Raw genomic sequence first — 18,344 nt, 5'->3', positions numbered from 1 at the left:
TCCGCTACTCGTGTGGTAGTTCTACGAATTCAATCCAATAGCGACCAAGTGCTCGCATTAGGTCAACCAAACCCTCAAAATTCACTGGCTTGGTAATATACGAGGCACAACCTAGGTCGTAGCCACGCAACATGTCTTCCTCTTCTTTCGAGGTGGTTAAAATAACCACGGGAATACTGCGCAGTTTAGGGTCGTTCTTTAGTTCTTGAAGTGCTTCACGGCCATCTTTACGAGGCATATTCAAATCGAGCAAAATCAGACTTGGGCGCGGATACTTTTCGGCATCGGCGTACTTGCCTTCATGGCGCAAGAATTCAAGAAGCTCTACGCCATCTTCAACACAAAAAAGTGTGTTTAACACACGAGATTCTTTAAGTGCATCAACGGTGAGTAAACGATCATCCTCGTCATCATCGGCCATTAAAATGTTGATTGATTGGGCTTGTTTACGCGTCATGCGAAGACTCTCCGTTTTCGTTATCTGAGCCGAAAGGCTCGCTGTCTAGGGGTAATATTATATCGAACTTAGCACCTTTACCGGGTTCACTGGTGGCGGCTATGGTTCCGTTATGTCTTTCTACAATCCGTCGGCACACCGCAAGTCCAATCCCTGTGCCCTTATACTCACTTCTACCGTGCAATCGTTGAAATGGTGCAAATATTTTTTCGGCAAAAGATTGCTCAAAGCCAATACCATTGTCAGTAACGGTAATTTTAATCCACTGATACTCATCAGACTTCAGTAATGTGCTTTGTTCATCACTGGTAAGCTCGTTACAGGCTATGTCTATTACTGGTGCCACGTCGGCTGGCTGAAATTTTAGGGCATTAGAGATAAGGTTCAGAAATAGTTGCTCTAACTGCGATTTATCACCGCGAATACCCGGCATATCCTCCACGTTAACTTGTGCAGACTTTTCTTCAATTGCGATTTCAAGATCGCTCAACACTCCAGAAAAAATAGCGTTGAGCTCTACGTCTACAAAATCTTTACCGCGGGTGGACACGCGAGAGAATGAAAGCAAATCTGAAATGAGCATAGACATACGCTCAGCAGCGTTAAGCATTCTTGCGAGAAAGTCTTTGCCTCGCTCATCAATAACATCGCCATAGCCAGATTCTATTCTATTGCCGAAAGCGCGAATCTTTCTTAAAGGTTCTTGAAGGTCATGCGAGGCAACAAAAGCAAAGTCTTCTAATTCCCTATTGCTTCTCGCAAGTTCATCAGAATATACACTTAACTCTTGAGTGCGCGCTGCTATTTTAGCTTCTAATTCTTCGTTAATCCCTTCAAGATCAGACTGGTGCTTTTCGTTTTCTCTGGCATTAACTTTAAGCAGCAGGAAGATAGTTATAATAAGAAGCAGGGTAGTGGCTGATGAAATAATTAACGTGTTGACGGAGTCGCGACGCAGTTTCATTAAGCTAGCCAAGTGAGTCCCTTGGATATCTCGCTCAGAACTGTCTACTTCTTCAAAAATACGCTCAAATTGATTGTACAAAAGTAAACCGCGGTCAGAAAGCAAAAGGTCAATGGCCTGAGCGCGCTGGTCTGAACGAGCTAGCTCTACAATCTCGACCATGCTATTGATTTTTTGTTTGGTTAAAACAAGCAATTCACTTATTCGGTCAGTCTGTTCAGGGGTGTCTGAGGCAAACGCGCTGACCTCAACCTCTTCAGCTACAGATGAAAACGTATTAAGCGTTTCGGTGTACTCCATCAAATAGGCTTCATCACCGGTGAGTAAATAGCCTCTTTGCCCTGATTCTGCACGAAGTAACACTACATGAAGTTTGTTGACGGCGCTAATAATACGATTTGTACTGAATAATTTTGCTTCAAGTGCAGATAACTCATCCAACGTGTCTACAACGTAAAATGAATTCGCGGTTATAACCGTTATCACCAACACTACCATCAATATCCAGCTATAGAGAGACGATAGAATTTTGTTAATCATCAGACCCATCCGATGCAGACTCACCCATCTTTAAGGTCATTTCAGCTAGCGTATTGCTACAGTCTTTTGCGCTTGCAATTATCTTGTCTAGTGCCTCAAGAGCTTTTTGAGGTGGGATATCGCCATTGAGCGCCATTTTCACTAACTCCGCCTGCATCGAAATGCGATTTAGCGGTTTACGAGCGTCGTGTACAAAAACGCTCATGGTCGAAAATTCTTCGTCAGTCATTCTATTTGGCCTTTTACTGCTCGTCTTTAGTCAAATCGCCGTAGGCATGCAGTCGGTTGTATAGCGTTTTGGTGCTGATGCCTAGCATTTCAGCTGCCATTGTCTTATTGCCATTCACTTTTTCAAGCGTGGCGTAGATAAGCTCTTTTTCTACATCTTCAATAGTTCGGCCTGCTTGCAAAGAGGGGGTTGTGCTTTGCTTTTGTGCAAAAGGAGATTCAATAGTTTTCGGCAACTCCAATACATTACTTTCTGGATCGCTCATTATTGCCGCGCGGTGAACAAAGTGACGAAGCTCTCGCACGTTGCCCGGCCAATCGTAGGCCTGCAGAGTATCAAGCTGGGTATCGTCCCATTTAAATTTGGCATCATTGTCTTTGTTAAACTCTTCAATGAAAGTCTTTGCAAGAAGAGCAATATCTTCTTTTCTTTCGCGAAGCGGTGGAATGGTAATGGGGAATACGGCTAGTCTGAAGTAGATGTCTTCTCGCAACACCTTGCTTTGCGCAATCTCTTCCATGGTTCTGTTAGTGGCTGATACAACGCGGCAATTGACGGGAATGGTTTTGGTACCCCCCACGCGTATCACCACTTTGTTTTCTAAAACACGCAGTAAATTAGGCTGCATATCGATTGGCATTTCGGTAATTTCATCTAAAAACAGCGTGCCGCTCTCTGCTTGTTCAAATACACCTTCTTTGCGACCCACAGCGCCAGTAAAAGCGCCTTTCTCGTGGCCAAATAGCTCACTGGCAATTAACTCTTTTGAAAATGCACCACAGTTAGTTGCCACGTAGGCACCCTCACTGTCAGATGCTTTGTGAATTGCCGCAGCGACCACTTCTTTACCCACACCACTTTCACCTAGCAGCATGACGTTTGCACTGGTTTTACTCACTCGTGATATCAGCTTGTAAAGATCTTTCATTGCCGGCGATTCACCGATAAGAAGATCGAAGTGCTTTTCAATTTTTGCTTTTTTCGGTGCGGCTTTTTCAGATTTTTTTGTTAATACCGCTTCTATGTCTTCTCGCTGAATCGGTTTAACAAGATAGTCAATATTTGGTCCGCACAATCCTTTAATAACGCTTTTAACTGATGGGTGACCGGTAATGAGTGTCACACGAGGGCGCTTTTCTAATTCGTCTAATTCGTCGAACAAGTGCGCTCCGCTGCCGTCTGGCAACATGAAGTCGAGTAGGATATGGTCGAACGTTTCTTTTTCTAGCCAGTTTCTTGCTTCTTGAAGCGTAGCCGCCGTGAGCACTTCGTGGCCCAAAAACTCAATAATGGTACAAGCTACTTCTGTAAATTCGGCGTCGTCGTCGACAAGTAATACGGTAAGCACGTGAGATTCCCTCTTTTTTTATTCCATAGATGTGAAAACTGGAACAATATCAATTATATAATTTCGCATTAAGACAAAAGTCTACCATTAAGTATGGAAGATGTGACCTCTGCATTGTAATTTTATTTAATGCCCTGAAATGTGAACATAAAACACGCATCGGTATTTCCGTCATCTTATAACCTTTACCCGAAGGCATGTTGGTGTTTTGGCTCGGTTTTTATTTGTCATGGCACAAGCACTATTTTGAAAGGGAGTTTTGCAAAAATCATTCCCTTTGCAGTGGTTTTACTCGAGACCCTCTTTATCTGTTTTTTAGGTGCGGTTGTAAGAAAGGTATAAGAGCTGTTGTGAGTGGTGTAACTGCCGGAGTACTAATATCGTTTTAATACAGGGCCAATATAGGGCAAAGAGCATATAGGCAAGGGCGTTTGTGCAACAACCACCCGCTCTTTAAACAGGTCAAATGGCACAACTCATCTTACTTGTTGCCCATTGTATGGTTAGCTATTATTTACATATCGCCTAATTATTATCTGAAAATCGACGATTTTTAAGTTCGTTACTGGCAAAACATGCCTATTAAAACAGGCAACACAGCTGCTGAGAAATGTGATTTTCACCAATAGCATGACAATATTACTCGGTGGTTTGCAAATATTACCCGCTTTGTATAAGGGCGTGTTGATCTTTGTTTTACGAGTTTTGGGCTAAATGGAAGCATTTTAATCTCGAAACAGTCCTATAGACCTAGTGGGCTAAGTCAAAGGGCCCAAATAAAAAAAGCGGCGACAAAGAGTAAAATGCTTCCATAACGCCCCCCTTCGGGCAGCGCCTGTGAGCTATTTACCCTGCGTTGAATGGTTTCGATTTAGCCCGCTAGATCTTCAACCATTCGCCTTGTTTGAATAGCTCACAGACCGCTGCAAAAATGTACAGCAAAGATCAACACGCCATAGCTACGTATCGGTCTCTATACAATCCCAATCCATAAAATCAGAGGTGGGCAGCTGCATGGTCTGATAGCGAAGTTCGCCAATGAAGGCTCTTGCGGCAGGACCAAGTGCGTCACCATCTTCAAAAGATAGATAAAGCAGTGCCTTTCTTAACGCTGCATTGTTATTAAGTGGTAACGGCTTTAATAACCCGCTTTCGAGCTCATTTTTTATAATAGCTATTGGTAGCCATGCAAACCCAAGCCCTTGAGCAATAATATCAACCGACGTTCTTATATGGCTTACGGTCCAGCGCTGCTCAGCGCCAAGCCAACCTGCGTCTACTTTGCGTTCTGCTGATGAATCGCGAACTACAATTTGCCTGTGAGATTTCAAATCTTCGAGGGTTAAGGTGCGGTTGAGTTGATGTAGGGGATGGTCTTTATGTGCCACCGCCGCGAATTCTATTTCGCAAAGGTCCTCACTGAAACCACTGGGGTATAAGAAAGGAGAAATGCCGATGTCTACATTTCCGCTTGAAAGTAAGGTATTACTGCCGCTAAGCACCGTCTCTTCCAACTCCACGCGCAAAAGAGGGAATTCCTCAGAAACTTTATTAAGCACATTATAAAGAAGGTGTGAGGGAAAAATGATATCTACCGCTACTCGCAACGTGGTTTCGGTGCCTGAGCGAAGGCTATAAGCAATAGACTCTAGTTTCTGAGCTTCATCAAGAAGAAAAGTGGCCCTGCGGTACATTACCTCTCCCTGGGGGGAGAGTTTGACCTTGCGACCACTGTTTTCAAATAGCACCACGCCTATGGCATTTTCTAGCTTTTGAACAGCATGATGGACACTGGATTGGCTTTTATGTACCACCAAAGACGCTTGATTAAAGCCGCCAGCATCCACCACGGCTTTAAACATTCTCCATTGCTCTAATGTCGACTTCAGCATACTTCAACCGCTCTTATATAAACAATAAACTCGAGTATATACAGTTCTTTGCATTTATGTGCGGTGAACTTGTTTGATGGTCGCTAATGAACAGGTAATAACAGATACGTTTTCGTAGCCCATTTTAATGAGTTGTTCAGCTGAAAGCTTAGCTCGTGCCCCTGATGCACAATGCAGGTAGATGGGTTTTGCTGCATCTTTTTCAAGCTCTAGCATTTTCATTTCTAATATGCCTCGCGGAATATGAAGTGAGGCGTCTACATGGTTTTCTGCCACTTCCGCTGGTTCTCTAACATCGACTAACAGCCCTTGGTTAGTTTTCATTTCGTCTGCTGCCTCTTTTGCCGAGACAATTCGAATATCCACATCAATATTTTCTAAACGTGTTTTTACGTCAATCAGCATTTTACTTCCCAAAAATTAATATAAATATAAACTAATGTATGGTTACGATTACTTTAAGACAAGATAATATCGTCATTTTAGCGTCTATTTTAACTGTTTTATCAAAAAAGCTTATACTTTAGTATAATAAAGCGGTAGATTCATGGGTAAAGTTAATGTCATTAGGAAGCCCTTATGTCTGAAGAAGTTGTGTTAAGCCCAAGCGAGATGATGGAACATTCTGCCGAAGCGGAATTTTTTCTAAAGCAATTTGCGAACAAGACTAGGCTCATGATCCTTTGTTCTCTCCTCAAGCAAGAGAAGTCTGTGTCTGAATTATTGCAGGTTGTTAGCGTTTCACAGCCTGTTATATCGCAGCACTTAGCGTTGTTGCGCGAGTCCAATATGGTGGCAACGAGAAGGGAAGGTCAAACTATTTTCTATCGATTATCTGATGAAAGAGTAAAGCGTTTAATTGCGCTTATGTATGAATTTTTCTGTGAATAGAATTAGCGCGTATCGATTTTTGCTGTAAGCCCACGCTGCGTCCGCTAATAGGCGGACGCAGTTTTTTATCCCCGTATTAAGTCTCAGCAATCTGTGCGATAAGTGCAGCAATGTAATGCCCATCACCTAACTTGTCATTATCCACTTCAGGACGTTGTACTAAATCGTCATGACTTAAGTTTACCGCCACATGGTGTGCCGCCCAGTCAATTTCTTTAATATCGCTAGGTAACAATGCCAAATGTTTGCCGCCTGGCAGCCAGTTGTTGGTATCCACCACTAGCATAACCAATTGCCATGTTTTCGTATCGATCAGAAAATCACTAATATGACCTACCTTATCGTCGGTAGTCGCAACTTCATAACCATCAATTTCGCCGCATGCCCGTAAATGATTAGTTGAGTTTGATGGAAGCGCGCTCTCTGCCTCTTCATCGGTTGGCGAAGTCACTAATTCGTTAGGGTGTGCGTATTCCCCCCATGCTCCGGGACCAATCCAGTAATAGCCATAGCCAAAATACTTGAACAAATGCTCCTCATATTCTCGTGAAACCGGCTTGTGTTCGTCAATCGATGGACTATTTTTAAGGGTGTCGACGGTCATGTCTACGTGTACGCTTTCCTCTTCAACATCAACCTGAGATACTGATACTGGAGATATCACTACCTTTCTGCTCAACGGTAACCAAGTGTTGGTATCTGCTACTAAGTAGCGTGTTGTATAGGTTTCATCGTCAAAGAGGATATCTTTTACGCCGCCAATCTTGTCATCTGTGGCATGTATAGAATATTGGGTGAGTTGTTTTGAACTTATAATCATCTTTGCGCCTCCTTTGCTCGGCTGATAAGAAAAAATGGGCTGCCGTTACGTTAAGCATGCATTATTTTCTCTGTAATAAGTGTAGTCACTTCTATCTATAAAACATCATGTTTGTAATTTGTTCTGCTGACTTCTTGATTGAGATCATTTTACCCAAACGAAAAAGCCCGCAAATTTGCGAGCTTTTTTAATACGTTATGTTGAGGGTTAGGCTACATCGAACTCGTCGTCAGAGTAGGATTCATCATAATCCGCTTGATTACTAGCACTACTATGCAACGTAAAAAACTGCTTTCTTCCTCTTGCTAGCTGAACATACTTCGCCCACGTTTTTTCGATACTGCCGGATGCTTGAGCTTTACCGTTTACAAACTTAACGAAATGCTTTTCGTCTGTTGTTTCGGGTTTCAAGTCACCGCTTTCTAGGCCAAGCAGAGTACTGCCGTAGGTGGTGAGAATATTTGCCTCGGAAATACTAAAGTCTCCTGATTTTTTAAAGCCATAAGGAAACTTTCGACGATCTACAAAGGGTTTGCTTGAAGGACGAATCGCTGTGCTCATGATAATAGTTCCAACGTTGTTAATTCCACAGCGCACTTTTAAAACATGTTTTTGCTGAGATAAAGCAAAAGATTTTTTTCCTATCAATAAAAAAAAGTGATGCTTATGTGAAAATTAAAAAACTGCCGATAATGTGAGTTTCGTTTTGCAAAAGCTAGGTGTAAAAAATTGGCTTTATTGTTTTTAAATGTATGAATTTTAGATGTTAAATTGATTTTCTGATTGGCTTTTTTACCGGTTTTAACGCTAGGCACTACGCAAAATGTTGAACAATTAGGCATGGTGTTAAGCCGGCATTTTAAGAAACAATATTTATTATCGCTACGATAATAAAATTTCGTTTCCAATTAAAATCTCCGCGGCAATAATCATAGGGTGATTACAACCTAGAGACACTAATGAGCAAAGACTATCGTTTTCAAAGTGATGAATGGAATGCGGCAGACGAAGGTGAGTTTCATTCTAAAAAGCCCAATACTTTACGAGAGAAAAGTGTGAAGGCTATGCAAAAGCGCGCCATGTTGCGACGTAACAAGCAGCGCCGTTCGCACGACGAAACACAACACTGATCTCCTTCATCATTTAAATAGATAATATCGCGCTATCAATTGGTAGCGCGATACTGTGCTTTTCGCCTCAATTAACGTATCATTTAGTCAAATTTGGTTTTATATTACGCTGGTTGTACTGCAAGCATGGATATTCGCTTTCTCACCACTTTTATTGAGGTGACTAAAACACGCCATTTTGGCAAAGCTGCCGAAAACCTCTACCTTACTCAGTCTGCAGTAAGCGCCAGAATCAAACTCTTAGAAGAATATTTTCACACTACGCTTTTCATTCGTCAGCGAAACAGCATTCAGCTAACCCAGTCGGGGGAAAAGTTGCTGCCTTTTGCTCGACAGCTTTGCGCTACGTTAAATGATGCAAAGCAAGAGCTGCAGGTGCAGAGTTCTGAATATGCGGTGTGCGGCGCCACGCAATTAGCAAGCGACTTGTTTTTACCGCAAACCCTCACTCATCTTCACAAACATTTTCCTGACTTCTCCGTAAAAGCAGACATACTCACGCTAGATGCGTTATCCCGTCAGCTTCACGAGCGGGTTACCGACCTCGCTTTTTCAACAGAGCCGCTTAAATCGGAAGATGTTAACAGTGTAATTTTGTTTGAGCAGCCCCTCGGTCTATATCGAGTTGGCGAGCCTTCTTCCCAGATAAACGCCGAGGAATTTGTGGCGATAGACTGGGGCGCAAAGGCAAGAGATTGGTTGCTCACCGCTTATCCGCAGCTGCGAGATGCAAAATTACGAACAAACTCCCTTTCATTGGCGCTTAATAATTTATGCACTGAAGGGGGAATTGCGGTATTACCGGTAAATGTAGAATCACAATTAAGAGATAGGGCACCGTTAACGCTAATTGAGCCCATCGACGATGTTTCATTGAAGGTTTACCTTCACACTATGAAACAAATAAGACGAATAGGACTGGCTGATATTATAACCAGCGTATCTTCTATCGCCCCGAAATAAGTAGCGAGAAAAATATGTCATCATTACACCCAATGTTAGAAAAAAACGCGTTTCAACGTTTAGAGGCAAGTATTGCCGAAATTAAATCACAGCAGAAGTTGTTTATTCTTAAAGATGAGCACGGTTGCGTCATGCTAACCACCGATGAAGACGACGGCGTGCCGGTATGGCCTGATGCTGAATTAGCCCTTCTTTGGGCAACGGATGACTGGGACCATTGTGAGGCGATGGAACTGACTACTGATGAATTTTTGACAAAATGGGTGCCTGGAATGACCCAAGACAACTTAATGGTTATTGTGTGCCCTGTGCCGGCAGAAGAAGGTGAAGTGATGTCTCCACAGGAGTTTGCAGAATCTTTGTAGGGTGATCCTCCCGTTCGATTTATCGTTTACATGTTATGGCCTCGCACAGTGAGGCCAAAGTCAAACATGGCATGTCGCTGTCACAACTTCCTATTGATTGCATTATTGTAGAGGTACAACACTTGTTAGAGCCAGGTATTGATGATTTATGGTTTGCTCCTTTAGGAGGAACGGGCGAAATAGGAATGAATCTAAATTTGTACGGTCACAATGGACAGTGGCTAATGGTAGATTGCGGTGTATCGTTTGACGAGCCTCTCACCGCTCCCTATAGGCACAGTGATAAGCAAAACGCGCGAGCGTCAAAAACAACGCACAGAGTGGTTGCACCAGACCCATCCTTTATTGCAAATCAAAAAGATGCGCTTGCTGGCATCGTTATCACCCATGCTCATGAAGATCATGTTGGCGCAATTCCTTACCTTTGGCAGCGTTTTCAAAAGCCCATTTACACCACGTCGTTTACCGCCGAAGTACTTCGCAGAAAGCTGTCTAGAAGCAAGCTTGCGAATAAGATACCCATTATTGAAGTGTCGGCGGGCGACACGGTAACCATTGGCGTGTTCTCTGTTAAGTGGCTAGAAATAACCCATTCGTTACCTGAGCCATTTGCACTAAAAATTGATACCCCTGCGGGCGCAATATTACATACTGCAGATTGGAAAATAGACGCATCGCCGGTGACCGGTAAACCCTTCGAGCCAAAGCTCTACAAACAACTAGCGAATGAAGATATTCTTGCCCTCGTGGGAGACTCCACCAATGCGAATAAGCCTGGTTTCTCCATTTCCGAGCGCAATTGCTACGACGGGTTGTTAAGCACCATATTGCCGCTAAAAGGTCGCGTAGTTGTAGGCTGCTTTGCAAGTAATATTGCTCGGCTTATTACTTTGGCAAAGATTGCACAAAAAACCGGTCGGTATATGGGCCTTTACGGGCGCTCATTGTTGAATATGTATGGTATCGCCCGCCAACAGGGGATTTGGCCTGATGATTTGCCGATTGCCGACGCGCATCATTTAGGCTATTTGCCGCCTAAAGAAGTGCTTGTGGTTGCAACGGGAAGCCAAGGCGAGAAAAATGCTGCTCTCGCTCGCTTTGCCCATGACACACATCCTCACCTTCAGCTTGAGAAGGGCGATACCGTTATATTTTCGAGCATCGTTATTCCAGGCAACGAAGAAACCGTCGCTCGTTTAAATACTGCGTTTAAAGGGAAGGGCATTGGGACAATTCACAGCGAAGATAGCACCCTGCCCATTCACGCAAGTGGACACCCTTGTGCAGAAGAACTTAAGCTTATGTACAACTGGGTGCAGCCAAAAATAGCCATTCCGGTGCACGGTGAACACAGTCATTTAATGGCGCATGCTGAGGTGGCGAAGTCTGTAGGTATCATGAAAACCTATGTGGGCGAGAACGGCGATTTATACCGTTTAGCGCCTCAGCCAAGTATTCGACGAAATGTCATTCCCGTTGGTCGAGTGCCTGTGCAGCAAGAATAGGGAACGGCTTTGCAAAATCGCGGTAGCTGGTTTTGCAAGTGTTTGATTAAACAAGTACTTAATTTCATAACAAGGTGTATAACGTGTTGATTATATAGGCTGCCCATCCATCTATCATTCTGATACACTGCATGCGGGAATTTAATTACTTCAACGACACTGGGTATGCATCGACACATTTTCGCTACATTTTGTTTATTGCTTGTCAGCTTTTTGTCTTTCGCCGAGCCTAGGATCCAAAACCCGGTCTTCCAACCACTGTCGACTAAAAATGGGCTACCTCAAGATGTTGTCAATGACATCGTTATTGATAAAGAGGGGTTTGTTTGGATAGCGACTGACGGCGGTGTGGTGCGCTGGGATGGTGTTCAAACGACTATTATCGATAATAGCGACAGTCTATTTTCTAACAGCTCCATTTGGAAGTTGACTGTTCAAAAAGACAAAGCCTTATTTGTGAGTGTTTATGGGCGCGGAATATACCGTGTGGACCTAGAAACACAGGCAATATCACAACTCCCCGCAACACCTTACAAGTATTACAGTGAATATAATCAGCATGCCGAGTCTTTCTCTTGGCAGGATGACTCAAACCTCATCCTTGCCTTATCTGAAAAAGTACAGCGACTGAATGTATCAACCGGAGAAATAGGAGAGCTAGCATCGCTAACCGATAAGATGTTAGACGATTCTCATTCCATTCGATATGCAATGATGGTTGAAGACATACTGATTGTAGCAACCACCTTAGGTGTTTTTACCCGTAACACCCTGGACGAATCAAAACAGCTGCAGCCCCTTGATTACTTAGACGGTACCGAGCCAAATGAAGATAATCAAAACGCAAAATTTTTGATGCAGGATGAAAGCGATCGAATTTGGATAGCCACGGTAAACGGAGTATTTAACTCAGAGCAAGACAGTTTTATTGCTCAGGTGCTAGACAACAAGCAGAGCGGCTTTGAGAAGGTACTCACAGGTCCCAATGTCTGGACAATGGTTCAGTCTGAAGCCGACGCGTTTTGGATGGGGACAAACAAAGGGCTGTTTGAACTTAAAAAAACACAAGATAAGTGGGTTTACGAACACATACTTCAGCCGAATAACGGCCGCTCTGAACTGTCGGACAAAAAGATTTCTGCCATTGCGAAGACTGAAAAAGGTAATCTTTGGCTAGGCACCGTTTTTGCCGGTGCGTTGCACTTTGGAATACAAAGTTCAGATATTTACACTATTCAAAACGAACGAAGATCCGGTGTGGATAGGTTGAGCGATAACGTGGTGTGGTCCTTTGCTGAGACATCTCCCGGCCAATTATGGATTGGAACCGCTAACGGGATGAGTCGGTACGACTTTGCCACGAAAACCTCGTCGCACTTTTTCAAAGAGGAGGTTGAAGACTCGCTGTTAGGAACCAATTCCGTCGACCGAATTATAAAAGCCCCAGACAACAAGTTGGTTCTGGAAAAGTATGAGGGTATTCGGGTGTTTGACCCGAAAACTGGCAGCGTTTCGGTGCCATCGGTAAAAGGGGGAGGCGATGCCAGTGTCTTCAATGCGTGGGATTCGAACCCTGCAATTACCTCAAATGGCGTTATGTTTTTCAGCGGGCCCCGTGACTTTTACACCTATGACTTTACGTCTGAAATATTAACGCCGCTGCCACTCGACCCAAGTATTTTCGATGTAAAATTCGATACATCCTTTCTTGGTGAATCTGAATATCACAACGCCATGTTTCTTAGTACGGAAGGGGGCGTATGGTTATTAGACCTCACAACGTATGATCATCGCCTTGTGTATCGTTTTGCTGAGGGCGAGCGACTGAGCAATCAATCAGTGAGTTCTTGGGTGATAGATGACACGGGCGTACTATGGTTGGCGCATAACGGTAGAGGGCTAGTTGGGTTAGACGCCGATACGTTTGAACCTTTATACACGCTGGATGAGTCAAACCTTCTGGTGACCAACATTGTTTATGGCCTGCAAAAAGACAGTGCGGGTAATATCTGGTTTAGTTCACACCAGGGGTTACATCGCTATGATCCTCGGGCAAGTGCGGTTCAGAATTTCATTTATGGCCGTGAACTTTCGGTATCGGAGTTTAACCAAGGTGCTTCTATTACCCTCAGTGACGGCCGGTTAGCTTATGGCTCTACCAGCGGTGTGGTTGTCTTTTCACCGGAGCAGTTAGACGTCTCTGATGAAGGCCAGACATTGGTGGCTAAGCAAACCGCCATTACTGGAGTTTCAGTTGGAAAACGGGCACTCCCTCAAGGGCTGAAAAATCTAAATGGTCAGCATTTCGACCTCGCCCACGACGACTTTGGCCTGACTGTTTATTTTTCTTCACTCACTACATCAGGTATTGGCGAGACCAAGTATTATTATAAGCTACTCGATGGGAATAAACTCGTTTCAGAAGGAGTCACAGAAGACGCGAAAATAACCTTCGCGAACCTAGAGCCTGGGAAATACACTTTTTCTGTGGTTCCCACACCTGGCAGTTTCGAATCGAGCTATCGAGCTGCGCAAATATCACTGTTTGTGCCCTATGCGCCATATCGTTCACCTTTAGCGTACGCCGTTTACGGTGCATTATTGCTTTGCTTGCTTATTACCTATCTTTATTCTCGACACAAGTCGTTGACCAAGCTGAGAAAAGCACAGCAGCAAGTATCGTTATTCAGCGACGCGTTCAAACAAACCCGCGATTGGGTTATTATTTTTGACGAAAACAAAAAGCTAGTGGCAGCAAACCCAGCCTTTGAGCATGTATTCGGCTTTAATCAAAAAGAGCCGTTGCCAAAGCAGCTAGAGCGACTTTACTTGCGCTATCCCGGTCTTAGTAGACAGCTTTCCGACAGGTTGACCGACATGCAGGGCGGTGACTTTTGGAAAGACGAGGGGGTAATTGATGGTGCCGATGGTAAACGCTACGACGTACTTATCGATATTACGGCGATCAGTGGTAATGGGCACATCCCTGAGCACTACCTTATTGTAATTTCAGATATCTCTGAGCAAAAACAGGCTGAGCGCAAATTACTCAAGATTGCCACCTACGACAGCCTTACTGGGTTAGTTAACCGGACACTGCTACTCGATCGTTTAGAGCATGCCATTGCGCTTGCCAGACACCATGGTCATCGAGTTTCGGTGATGTTTGTTGACCTCGATAGATTTAAAGGTATTAACGATTCACTGGGTCATGACTACGGCGACAAGCTGCTTCGCATTGTCGCGAATAGAATGCGCAATTTAGTGGCCGATACGGGCACTGTGGCCCGTTTGGGAGGGGACGAGTTTGTTATCGTTATCGAAGAAGTTGAAGATAATGATGATTTAAGTTCGTTCGTTGGACAAGTTATAGATGCTGTAGAAACGCCTATATCATTGTCTAGCGAAGTGTTAAGAGTATCCTGCAGTATAGGCGTTGCATTTTACCCAGATGATGCGCCAGAGCCTGCCGAGCTTATTAAGCAAGCCGATGTGGCCATGTACACCGCTAAAAAAGACACGCTTAATGGGTTTGCCTATTTTACAAATGATATGAATGAAAAGGCGAAAACCCGCTTAACCGTTGAGAACAAAGTTAAGCGTGCGTATTCAGAGGGCAGTTTCTTTAATCACTATCAGCCCATTATTAATGCTCAAACAAAGCAAACTGTGGGTGTTGAATTACTCCTTCGCGGCACCTTAGACGATCAGCCTTTGTACCCCGATCAGTTTATTCCCATCCTAGAGGAACTGAGATATATCATCGAAGTTACTCGCAAAGCCATGTATCGCGCCGCTGAGGACCTATCGACCTGGTATGAGGATGGCTTTACAGGCTTTGTGTCTATTAACCTTTCAGCGCTGCACTTTAAAACTGAGTTTGATTTGCACAGCGTCTTTAGTTTACTAGAGCAATTTGGCTTGCCAAAAGAAGCCTTTCGTTTTGAGATAACGGAAGGTGTATTGATGGACGACACGGATAATGCATTGCACCAAATTCAACGATTTGTTGACGCAGGGTTTATCTTAGCCCTTGATGATTTTGGTACCGGCTATTCATCGCTAAGCTACTTGAAGCGCTACCCGTTATCGGTGCTTAAAATTGATAAAAGTTTCGTTAATGAAATGGCGCCTGGTAACGCCAACGAGGCGCTGGTTGCTACCACTATATCGCTGGCAAACAGCTTGAACATGAGCTGCGTGGCAGAGGGGGTAGAAACCCACGAACAAGCGGTTTCACTTCTAGATAAAGGGTGCGTACTTCATCAAGGTTATCACTACGCTAAGCCCGCGGCAGCAAATGAAATAACGTCATTTCTCACCAAAAATTGGGGGTAATGCGCTGACTAAGCGTATTTTTTATGCCAGCCGCCTCATAATAAAACCGCAGACGCTACTATAAAAAAACTAAATTGTGGTCTGTATCACCCGTTCTACGTGGGGTGCAATGTAAACGCCTGTTTAAAAAGCTTGTCATTCAATTAAAAATAAGGCTTATTATACTACTGTGAAATCATTGTAAAAATGAGCTACATTATAACAACAAATGAGTGACCTATGCCGCTAGATATGACAGCAAACGCAAACAGCACGGAAGTAATTAAATCGCCATTAAGCATGTTGTACCACTGGGAAAAGTCCCGTGGAGACGAGGTGTTTCTTACTCAGCCCATCAAAGGTGAGTACCACGATTATACGTGGAGCCAAGTTGCCAATCTCGCGAGAAAAGTGGCAACCCGCCTTTGTGAAATGTCGCTACCCGCGGGAAGCCGCATTGGAATTTTTTCTAAAAATTGTGCGGAGTGGTTCATTACCGATTTAGGTATTATGATGGCAGGACATGTGTCCGTGCCTATTTTCTCAACCGCTGGCCCAGACACAGTTCAATACGTATTACAGCACGCCGATGTTCAGCTTTTATTTGTGGGCAAGCTAGACAATACCGAGCAACAAGTAGCGTCTATTCCAACATCCTATAAAACTGTCGCTTTTCCTTATCCGAATATTACGGCTTCACAGCAGTGGGATGAGTTTATTGACTGTGAACCACTGAGAACGTCACCCGTCCACGATATGGACGATGTGATGACCATCATTTATACCTCGGGTAGCACAGGGCAGCCAAAAGGGGTTGTACATAGCTACAACACCGCATGTTGGGCGGCCAGACGTTCGTTGGACCAACTTGGTATTGACGAGAACGATCGCACCTTAAGCTATCTACCTCTAGCTCACATTACTGAGCGTGTTCTCGTGGAGTTATCGAGTTATTACAGTGGTGGAAAAATTCATTTTGTTGAAGATTTAGCCACGTTTCAGCGCGATGTAACCCATTGTCAGCCTACGCTATTTATTTCTGTACCTCGTTTATGGACGAAGTTCCAAATGGGCGTGCTGGCTAAAATGCCACAGAAAAAGTTAGACACTTTGTTAAAGATCCCCATCTTGAACAAGGTTGTGGCAAAGAAAATACGCAACGGTTTGGGTATAAACAATGCGAGACTATGGGCAAGCGGCTCAGCACCGCTAGCGCCTGCTGTTATTGAGTGGTTCGCTAAAATAGGTATCAATATTTCCGAAGGGTGGGGAATGACTGAAAATAGCGCCTATGGAACCGGCAGTGTACCCTTTAGGCACGATAAAATTGGCTGTATCGGCAAGCCTTACGACGGTGTGGATATTCGCACCTCTGACGAGGGCGAAATACAGGTATTGTCACCTTGTAATATGATTGAGTATTACCTAGAGCCAGACAAAACCGCTGAGGTATTCACCGAAGACGGCTATTTGTGTACCGGAGATAAGGGTGTCATTGATAGCGACGGTTACGTTAAAATAACCGGTCGACTAAAAGATATTTTCAAAACGGCGAAGGGTAAGTATGTTACTCCGGCGCCAATTGAAGCCAAGTTTATGGAAAACCCCATTGTTGAGCAGGTTTGTGTAACAGGTACAAACTTACCTCAACCAGTAGCACTGCTGGTGCTAAGTGAAGGCGCGCAGAAAAAAGACAAGTCGGCAGTAGAGGCCAGTCTTAAGAAAACCTTCGAGGCGATAAACGCGAAGCTTGAGAGTCACCAAGTGATGGATAGGGTAGTGATTATGAGCAATGAGTGGAGTATTGAAAACGATTTGCTTACGCCGACGCTTAAGGTAAAACGTCACGTATTAGAAGAGCGATTCGTTGATATTATTCAAGGTGATTATACCAAAAAGCTTGTGTGGGTTGACGCCTAAGCAGCCTCTGTTGGAGTGTGTTATCTACCTAGTTGATATTACTTGTTAACGAAGAGTTGTTGGTAACATTTCCAAAAAACAAAAAATGGCGCCATTTAAAAGGCGCTTTTTTGTTGGTTACGAGTTATTCACGCATTACTTGCTCTGATAGCGCGCTTGCAGCCCTTGGTAAACCAAGTCACTGAACTCAGGCTTCGACAAATCTAATGCATTCATGACTTCAACAAGATGTTCATTGTCTTCACGACCACTCCATTGTTTAACATATGTTCCTTCTTTATAGCCATTATCCTGACGGAAAAAGTTAAGTACATTCTTGCCAACGTACTGACGGTATAACTCGTCAACAGACATGTCACATTGTTTAACAATATGCATAAATAAAGGAACACTAAAGCGCTTCGCTGCACACAAACCCGTCATTAGTTCTAAGTTATCAAGCAAAGACTGTTGGGTTGCATCGTAGTTTTGATTGTCAAAGACTACTACTGTTTGACCACTCGCAAGTTCTGCTGCAATACTTTTTGCAGAAGCGTCAACGTCACCATTAGCATCGATAATGCACGCACTTAATGCGAAGTGCCAAATGTCTACAAGTTCCATCTGCAGCTGTGGTAAGTCTTTGTGTTGTGCTTTCCACCATTTCCAGCCGTGATGCTCTATGGCTTCAACCGACTCAACCATGGCGGCGCGCAGGTAACCGTAACCCGCATTTAGCCAGTCTGGGTTCACTTTTGCATTCATCTTGTCTTGAAGCGAAAGCATTGTTGCTAGCTGCTGTGCATTTAACATTGTGGCTCCTGATAACCTAATTTTAATCTGTATACGATGGCGCAAAGTGTACTGGAAGCCAGCGTGTGGATAAATAATTATTTGAATGAAGCATGATGCTGCTGCTTGGAATTTGCGCAGTTTAAGAGTATTGAAGCGTGTCACACATTGGTGCGGCTGCACCAAAATTAATCTAAAGTCTAAGGTTGATGGAATAGGTTTTAATTTAACC

The 18,344-nt window shown here is 43.9% G+C and carries 16 protein-coding genes; 7 read left to right on the top strand and 9 right to left on the bottom strand.

The genetic code is table 11. The features are described from left to right. Positions 1 to 4 precede the first annotated feature (4 nt). From GTQ48_RS10770 to GTQ48_RS10740, 6 genes are all read right to left on the bottom strand, one after another. Complete coding sequence (locus GTQ48_RS10770) at positions 5 to 457, bottom strand: response regulator (protein ID WP_163106703.1); 453 nt, start codon at positions 455 to 457, stop codon at positions 5 to 7. Beyond that, entirely contained in the window at positions 447 to 1,961 is a 1,515-nt protein-coding gene (locus GTQ48_RS10765) for a sensor histidine kinase (protein WP_163106702.1), read from the bottom strand. Before GTQ48_RS10765 ends, GTQ48_RS10770 begins: the two co-directional genes overlap by 11 nt. Then, the gene (locus tag GTQ48_RS10760) at positions 1,954 to 2,190 is read right to left on the bottom strand and encodes a hypothetical protein (protein ID WP_032096625.1); all 237 of its coding nucleotides are present in this window, start codon (positions 2,188 to 2,190) and stop codon (positions 1,954 to 1,956) included. The genes GTQ48_RS10765 and GTQ48_RS10760 overlap by 8 nt, the downstream gene beginning before the upstream one ends. Positions 2,191 to 2,203: 13 nt before the next feature. Continuing rightward, positions 2,204 to 3,538, bottom strand: a complete 1,335-nt coding sequence (locus GTQ48_RS10755) for a sigma 54-interacting transcriptional regulator (protein ID WP_163106701.1) — start codon at positions 3,536 to 3,538, stop codon at positions 2,204 to 2,206. Between the two features lie 959 nt (positions 3,539 to 4,497). Further along, positions 4,498 to 5,430 (bottom strand): LysR family transcriptional regulator, encoded by a 933-nt coding sequence (locus GTQ48_RS10745; protein WP_163106700.1) that lies wholly within the window; start codon positions 5,428 to 5,430, stop codon positions 4,498 to 4,500. A gap of 54 nt (positions 5,431 to 5,484) precedes the next feature. Then, complete coding sequence (locus GTQ48_RS10740; protein ID WP_163106699.1) at positions 5,485 to 5,835, bottom strand: rhodanese-like domain-containing protein; 351 nt, start codon at positions 5,833 to 5,835, stop codon at positions 5,485 to 5,487. A 174-nt stretch (positions 5,836 to 6,009) separates the two neighbouring features. On the opposite strand from GTQ48_RS10740, the gene GTQ48_RS10735 reads away from it, so the two are divergent. Next, positions 6,010 to 6,321, top strand: coding sequence for an ArsR/SmtB family transcription factor (locus tag GTQ48_RS10735; protein WP_032096621.1), 312 nt, complete (start codon positions 6,010 to 6,012; stop codon positions 6,319 to 6,321). Positions 6,322 to 6,397: 76 nt separating this feature from the next. On the opposite strand, the gene GTQ48_RS10730 is transcribed toward GTQ48_RS10735, so the two are convergent. Next, on the bottom strand, positions 6,398 to 7,141 hold the full coding sequence (locus GTQ48_RS10730) for a PRC-barrel domain-containing protein (protein ID WP_163106698.1): 744 nt from the start codon (positions 7,139 to 7,141) through the stop codon (positions 6,398 to 6,400). A gap of 207 nt (positions 7,142 to 7,348) precedes the next feature. Next, a complete protein-coding gene (locus GTQ48_RS10725; protein WP_163106697.1) occupies positions 7,349 to 7,702 on the bottom strand; it encodes a MaoP family protein in 354 nt (117 codons plus the stop codon). Positions 7,703 to 8,100: 398 nt separating this feature from the next. Here GTQ48_RS10725 and GTQ48_RS17540 point away from each other — a divergent pair, with 398 nt between their 5' ends. From GTQ48_RS17540 to GTQ48_RS10700, 6 genes are all read left to right on the top strand, one after another. Next, positions 8,101 to 8,271, top strand: coding sequence for a hypothetical protein (locus tag GTQ48_RS17540; protein WP_200883172.1), 171 nt, complete (start codon positions 8,101 to 8,103; stop codon positions 8,269 to 8,271). A 126-nt stretch (positions 8,272 to 8,397) separates the two neighbouring features. Beyond that, positions 8,398 to 9,234, top strand: a complete 837-nt coding sequence (locus GTQ48_RS10720; RefSeq protein ID WP_163106696.1) for a LysR family transcriptional regulator — start codon at positions 8,398 to 8,400, stop codon at positions 9,232 to 9,234. 14 nt (positions 9,235 to 9,248) lie between these two features. Beyond that, on the top strand, positions 9,249 to 9,599 hold the full coding sequence (locus tag GTQ48_RS10715) for a DUF2750 domain-containing protein (RefSeq protein ID WP_163106695.1): 351 nt from the start codon (positions 9,249 to 9,251) through the stop codon (positions 9,597 to 9,599). Between the two features lie 122 nt (positions 9,600 to 9,721). Then, positions 9,722 to 11,104, top strand: coding sequence for a ribonuclease J (locus GTQ48_RS10710; protein ID WP_163106814.1), 1,383 nt, complete (start codon positions 9,722 to 9,724; stop codon positions 11,102 to 11,104). A gap of 165 nt (positions 11,105 to 11,269) precedes the next feature. Beyond that, entirely contained in the window at positions 11,270 to 15,442 is a 4,173-nt protein-coding gene (locus GTQ48_RS10705; RefSeq protein ID WP_163106694.1) for an EAL domain-containing protein, read from the top strand. A gap of 219 nt (positions 15,443 to 15,661) precedes the next feature. Then, the gene (locus tag GTQ48_RS10700; RefSeq protein WP_163106693.1) at positions 15,662 to 17,341 is read left to right on the top strand and encodes an AMP-binding protein; all 1,680 of its coding nucleotides are present in this window, start codon (positions 15,662 to 15,664) and stop codon (positions 17,339 to 17,341) included. 135 nt (positions 17,342 to 17,476) lie between these two features. Here the strand turns inward: GTQ48_RS10700 and GTQ48_RS10695 are convergent, their stop codons facing one another. Further along, a complete protein-coding gene (locus GTQ48_RS10695) occupies positions 17,477 to 18,133 on the bottom strand; it encodes a dUTP diphosphatase (protein ID WP_163106692.1) in 657 nt (218 codons plus the stop codon). Between the last annotated feature and the right edge of the window lie 211 nt (positions 18,134 to 18,344).

Source organism: Alteromonas genovensis (assembly GCF_010500895.1).
GTDB lineage: Bacteria > Pseudomonadota > Gammaproteobacteria > Enterobacterales > Alteromonadaceae > Alteromonas > Alteromonas genovensis.
Note: the sequence above shows the minus strand (reverse complement) of the source record. Positions and strands in the feature narration are given on the sequence as shown.

Coding starts and splice junctions, on each gene's coding strand:
- GTQ48_RS10695 (WP_163106692.1), bottom strand. CDS start 18,133: ATGTTAAATGCACAGCAGCTAGCAACAATGCTTTCGCTTCAAGACAAG.
- GTQ48_RS10700 (WP_163106693.1), top strand. CDS start 15,662: ATGCCGCTAGATATGACAGCAAACGCAAACAGCACGGAAGTAATTAAA.
- GTQ48_RS10735 (WP_032096621.1), top strand. CDS start 6,010: ATGTCTGAAGAAGTTGTGTTAAGCCCAAGCGAGATGATGGAACATTCT.
- GTQ48_RS17540 (WP_200883172.1), top strand. CDS start 8,101: ATGAGCAAAGACTATCGTTTTCAAAGTGATGAATGGAATGCGGCAGAC.
- GTQ48_RS10720 (WP_163106696.1), top strand. CDS start 8,398: ATGGATATTCGCTTTCTCACCACTTTTATTGAGGTGACTAAAACACGC.
- GTQ48_RS10705 (WP_163106694.1), top strand. CDS start 11,270: ATGCATCGACACATTTTCGCTACATTTTGTTTATTGCTTGTCAGCTTT.
- GTQ48_RS10715 (WP_163106695.1), top strand. CDS start 9,249: ATGTCATCATTACACCCAATGTTAGAAAAAAACGCGTTTCAACGTTTA.
- GTQ48_RS10740 (WP_163106699.1), bottom strand. CDS start 5,835: ATGCTGATTGACGTAAAAACACGTTTAGAAAATATTGATGTGGATATT.
- GTQ48_RS10745 (WP_163106700.1), bottom strand. CDS start 5,430: ATGCTGAAGTCGACATTAGAGCAATGGAGAATGTTTAAAGCCGTGGTG.
- GTQ48_RS10730 (WP_163106698.1), bottom strand. CDS start 7,141: ATGATTATAAGTTCAAAACAACTCACCCAATATTCTATACATGCCACA.
- GTQ48_RS10725 (WP_163106697.1), bottom strand. CDS start 7,702: ATGAGCACAGCGATTCGTCCTTCAAGCAAACCCTTTGTAGATCGTCGA.
- GTQ48_RS10760 (WP_032096625.1), bottom strand. CDS start 2,190: ATGACTGACGAAGAATTTTCGACCATGAGCGTTTTTGTACACGACGCT.
- GTQ48_RS10765 (WP_163106702.1), bottom strand. CDS start 1,961: ATGATTAACAAAATTCTATCGTCTCTCTATAGCTGGATATTGATGGTA.
- GTQ48_RS10770 (WP_163106703.1), bottom strand. CDS start 457: ATGACGCGTAAACAAGCCCAATCAATCAACATTTTAATGGCCGATGAT.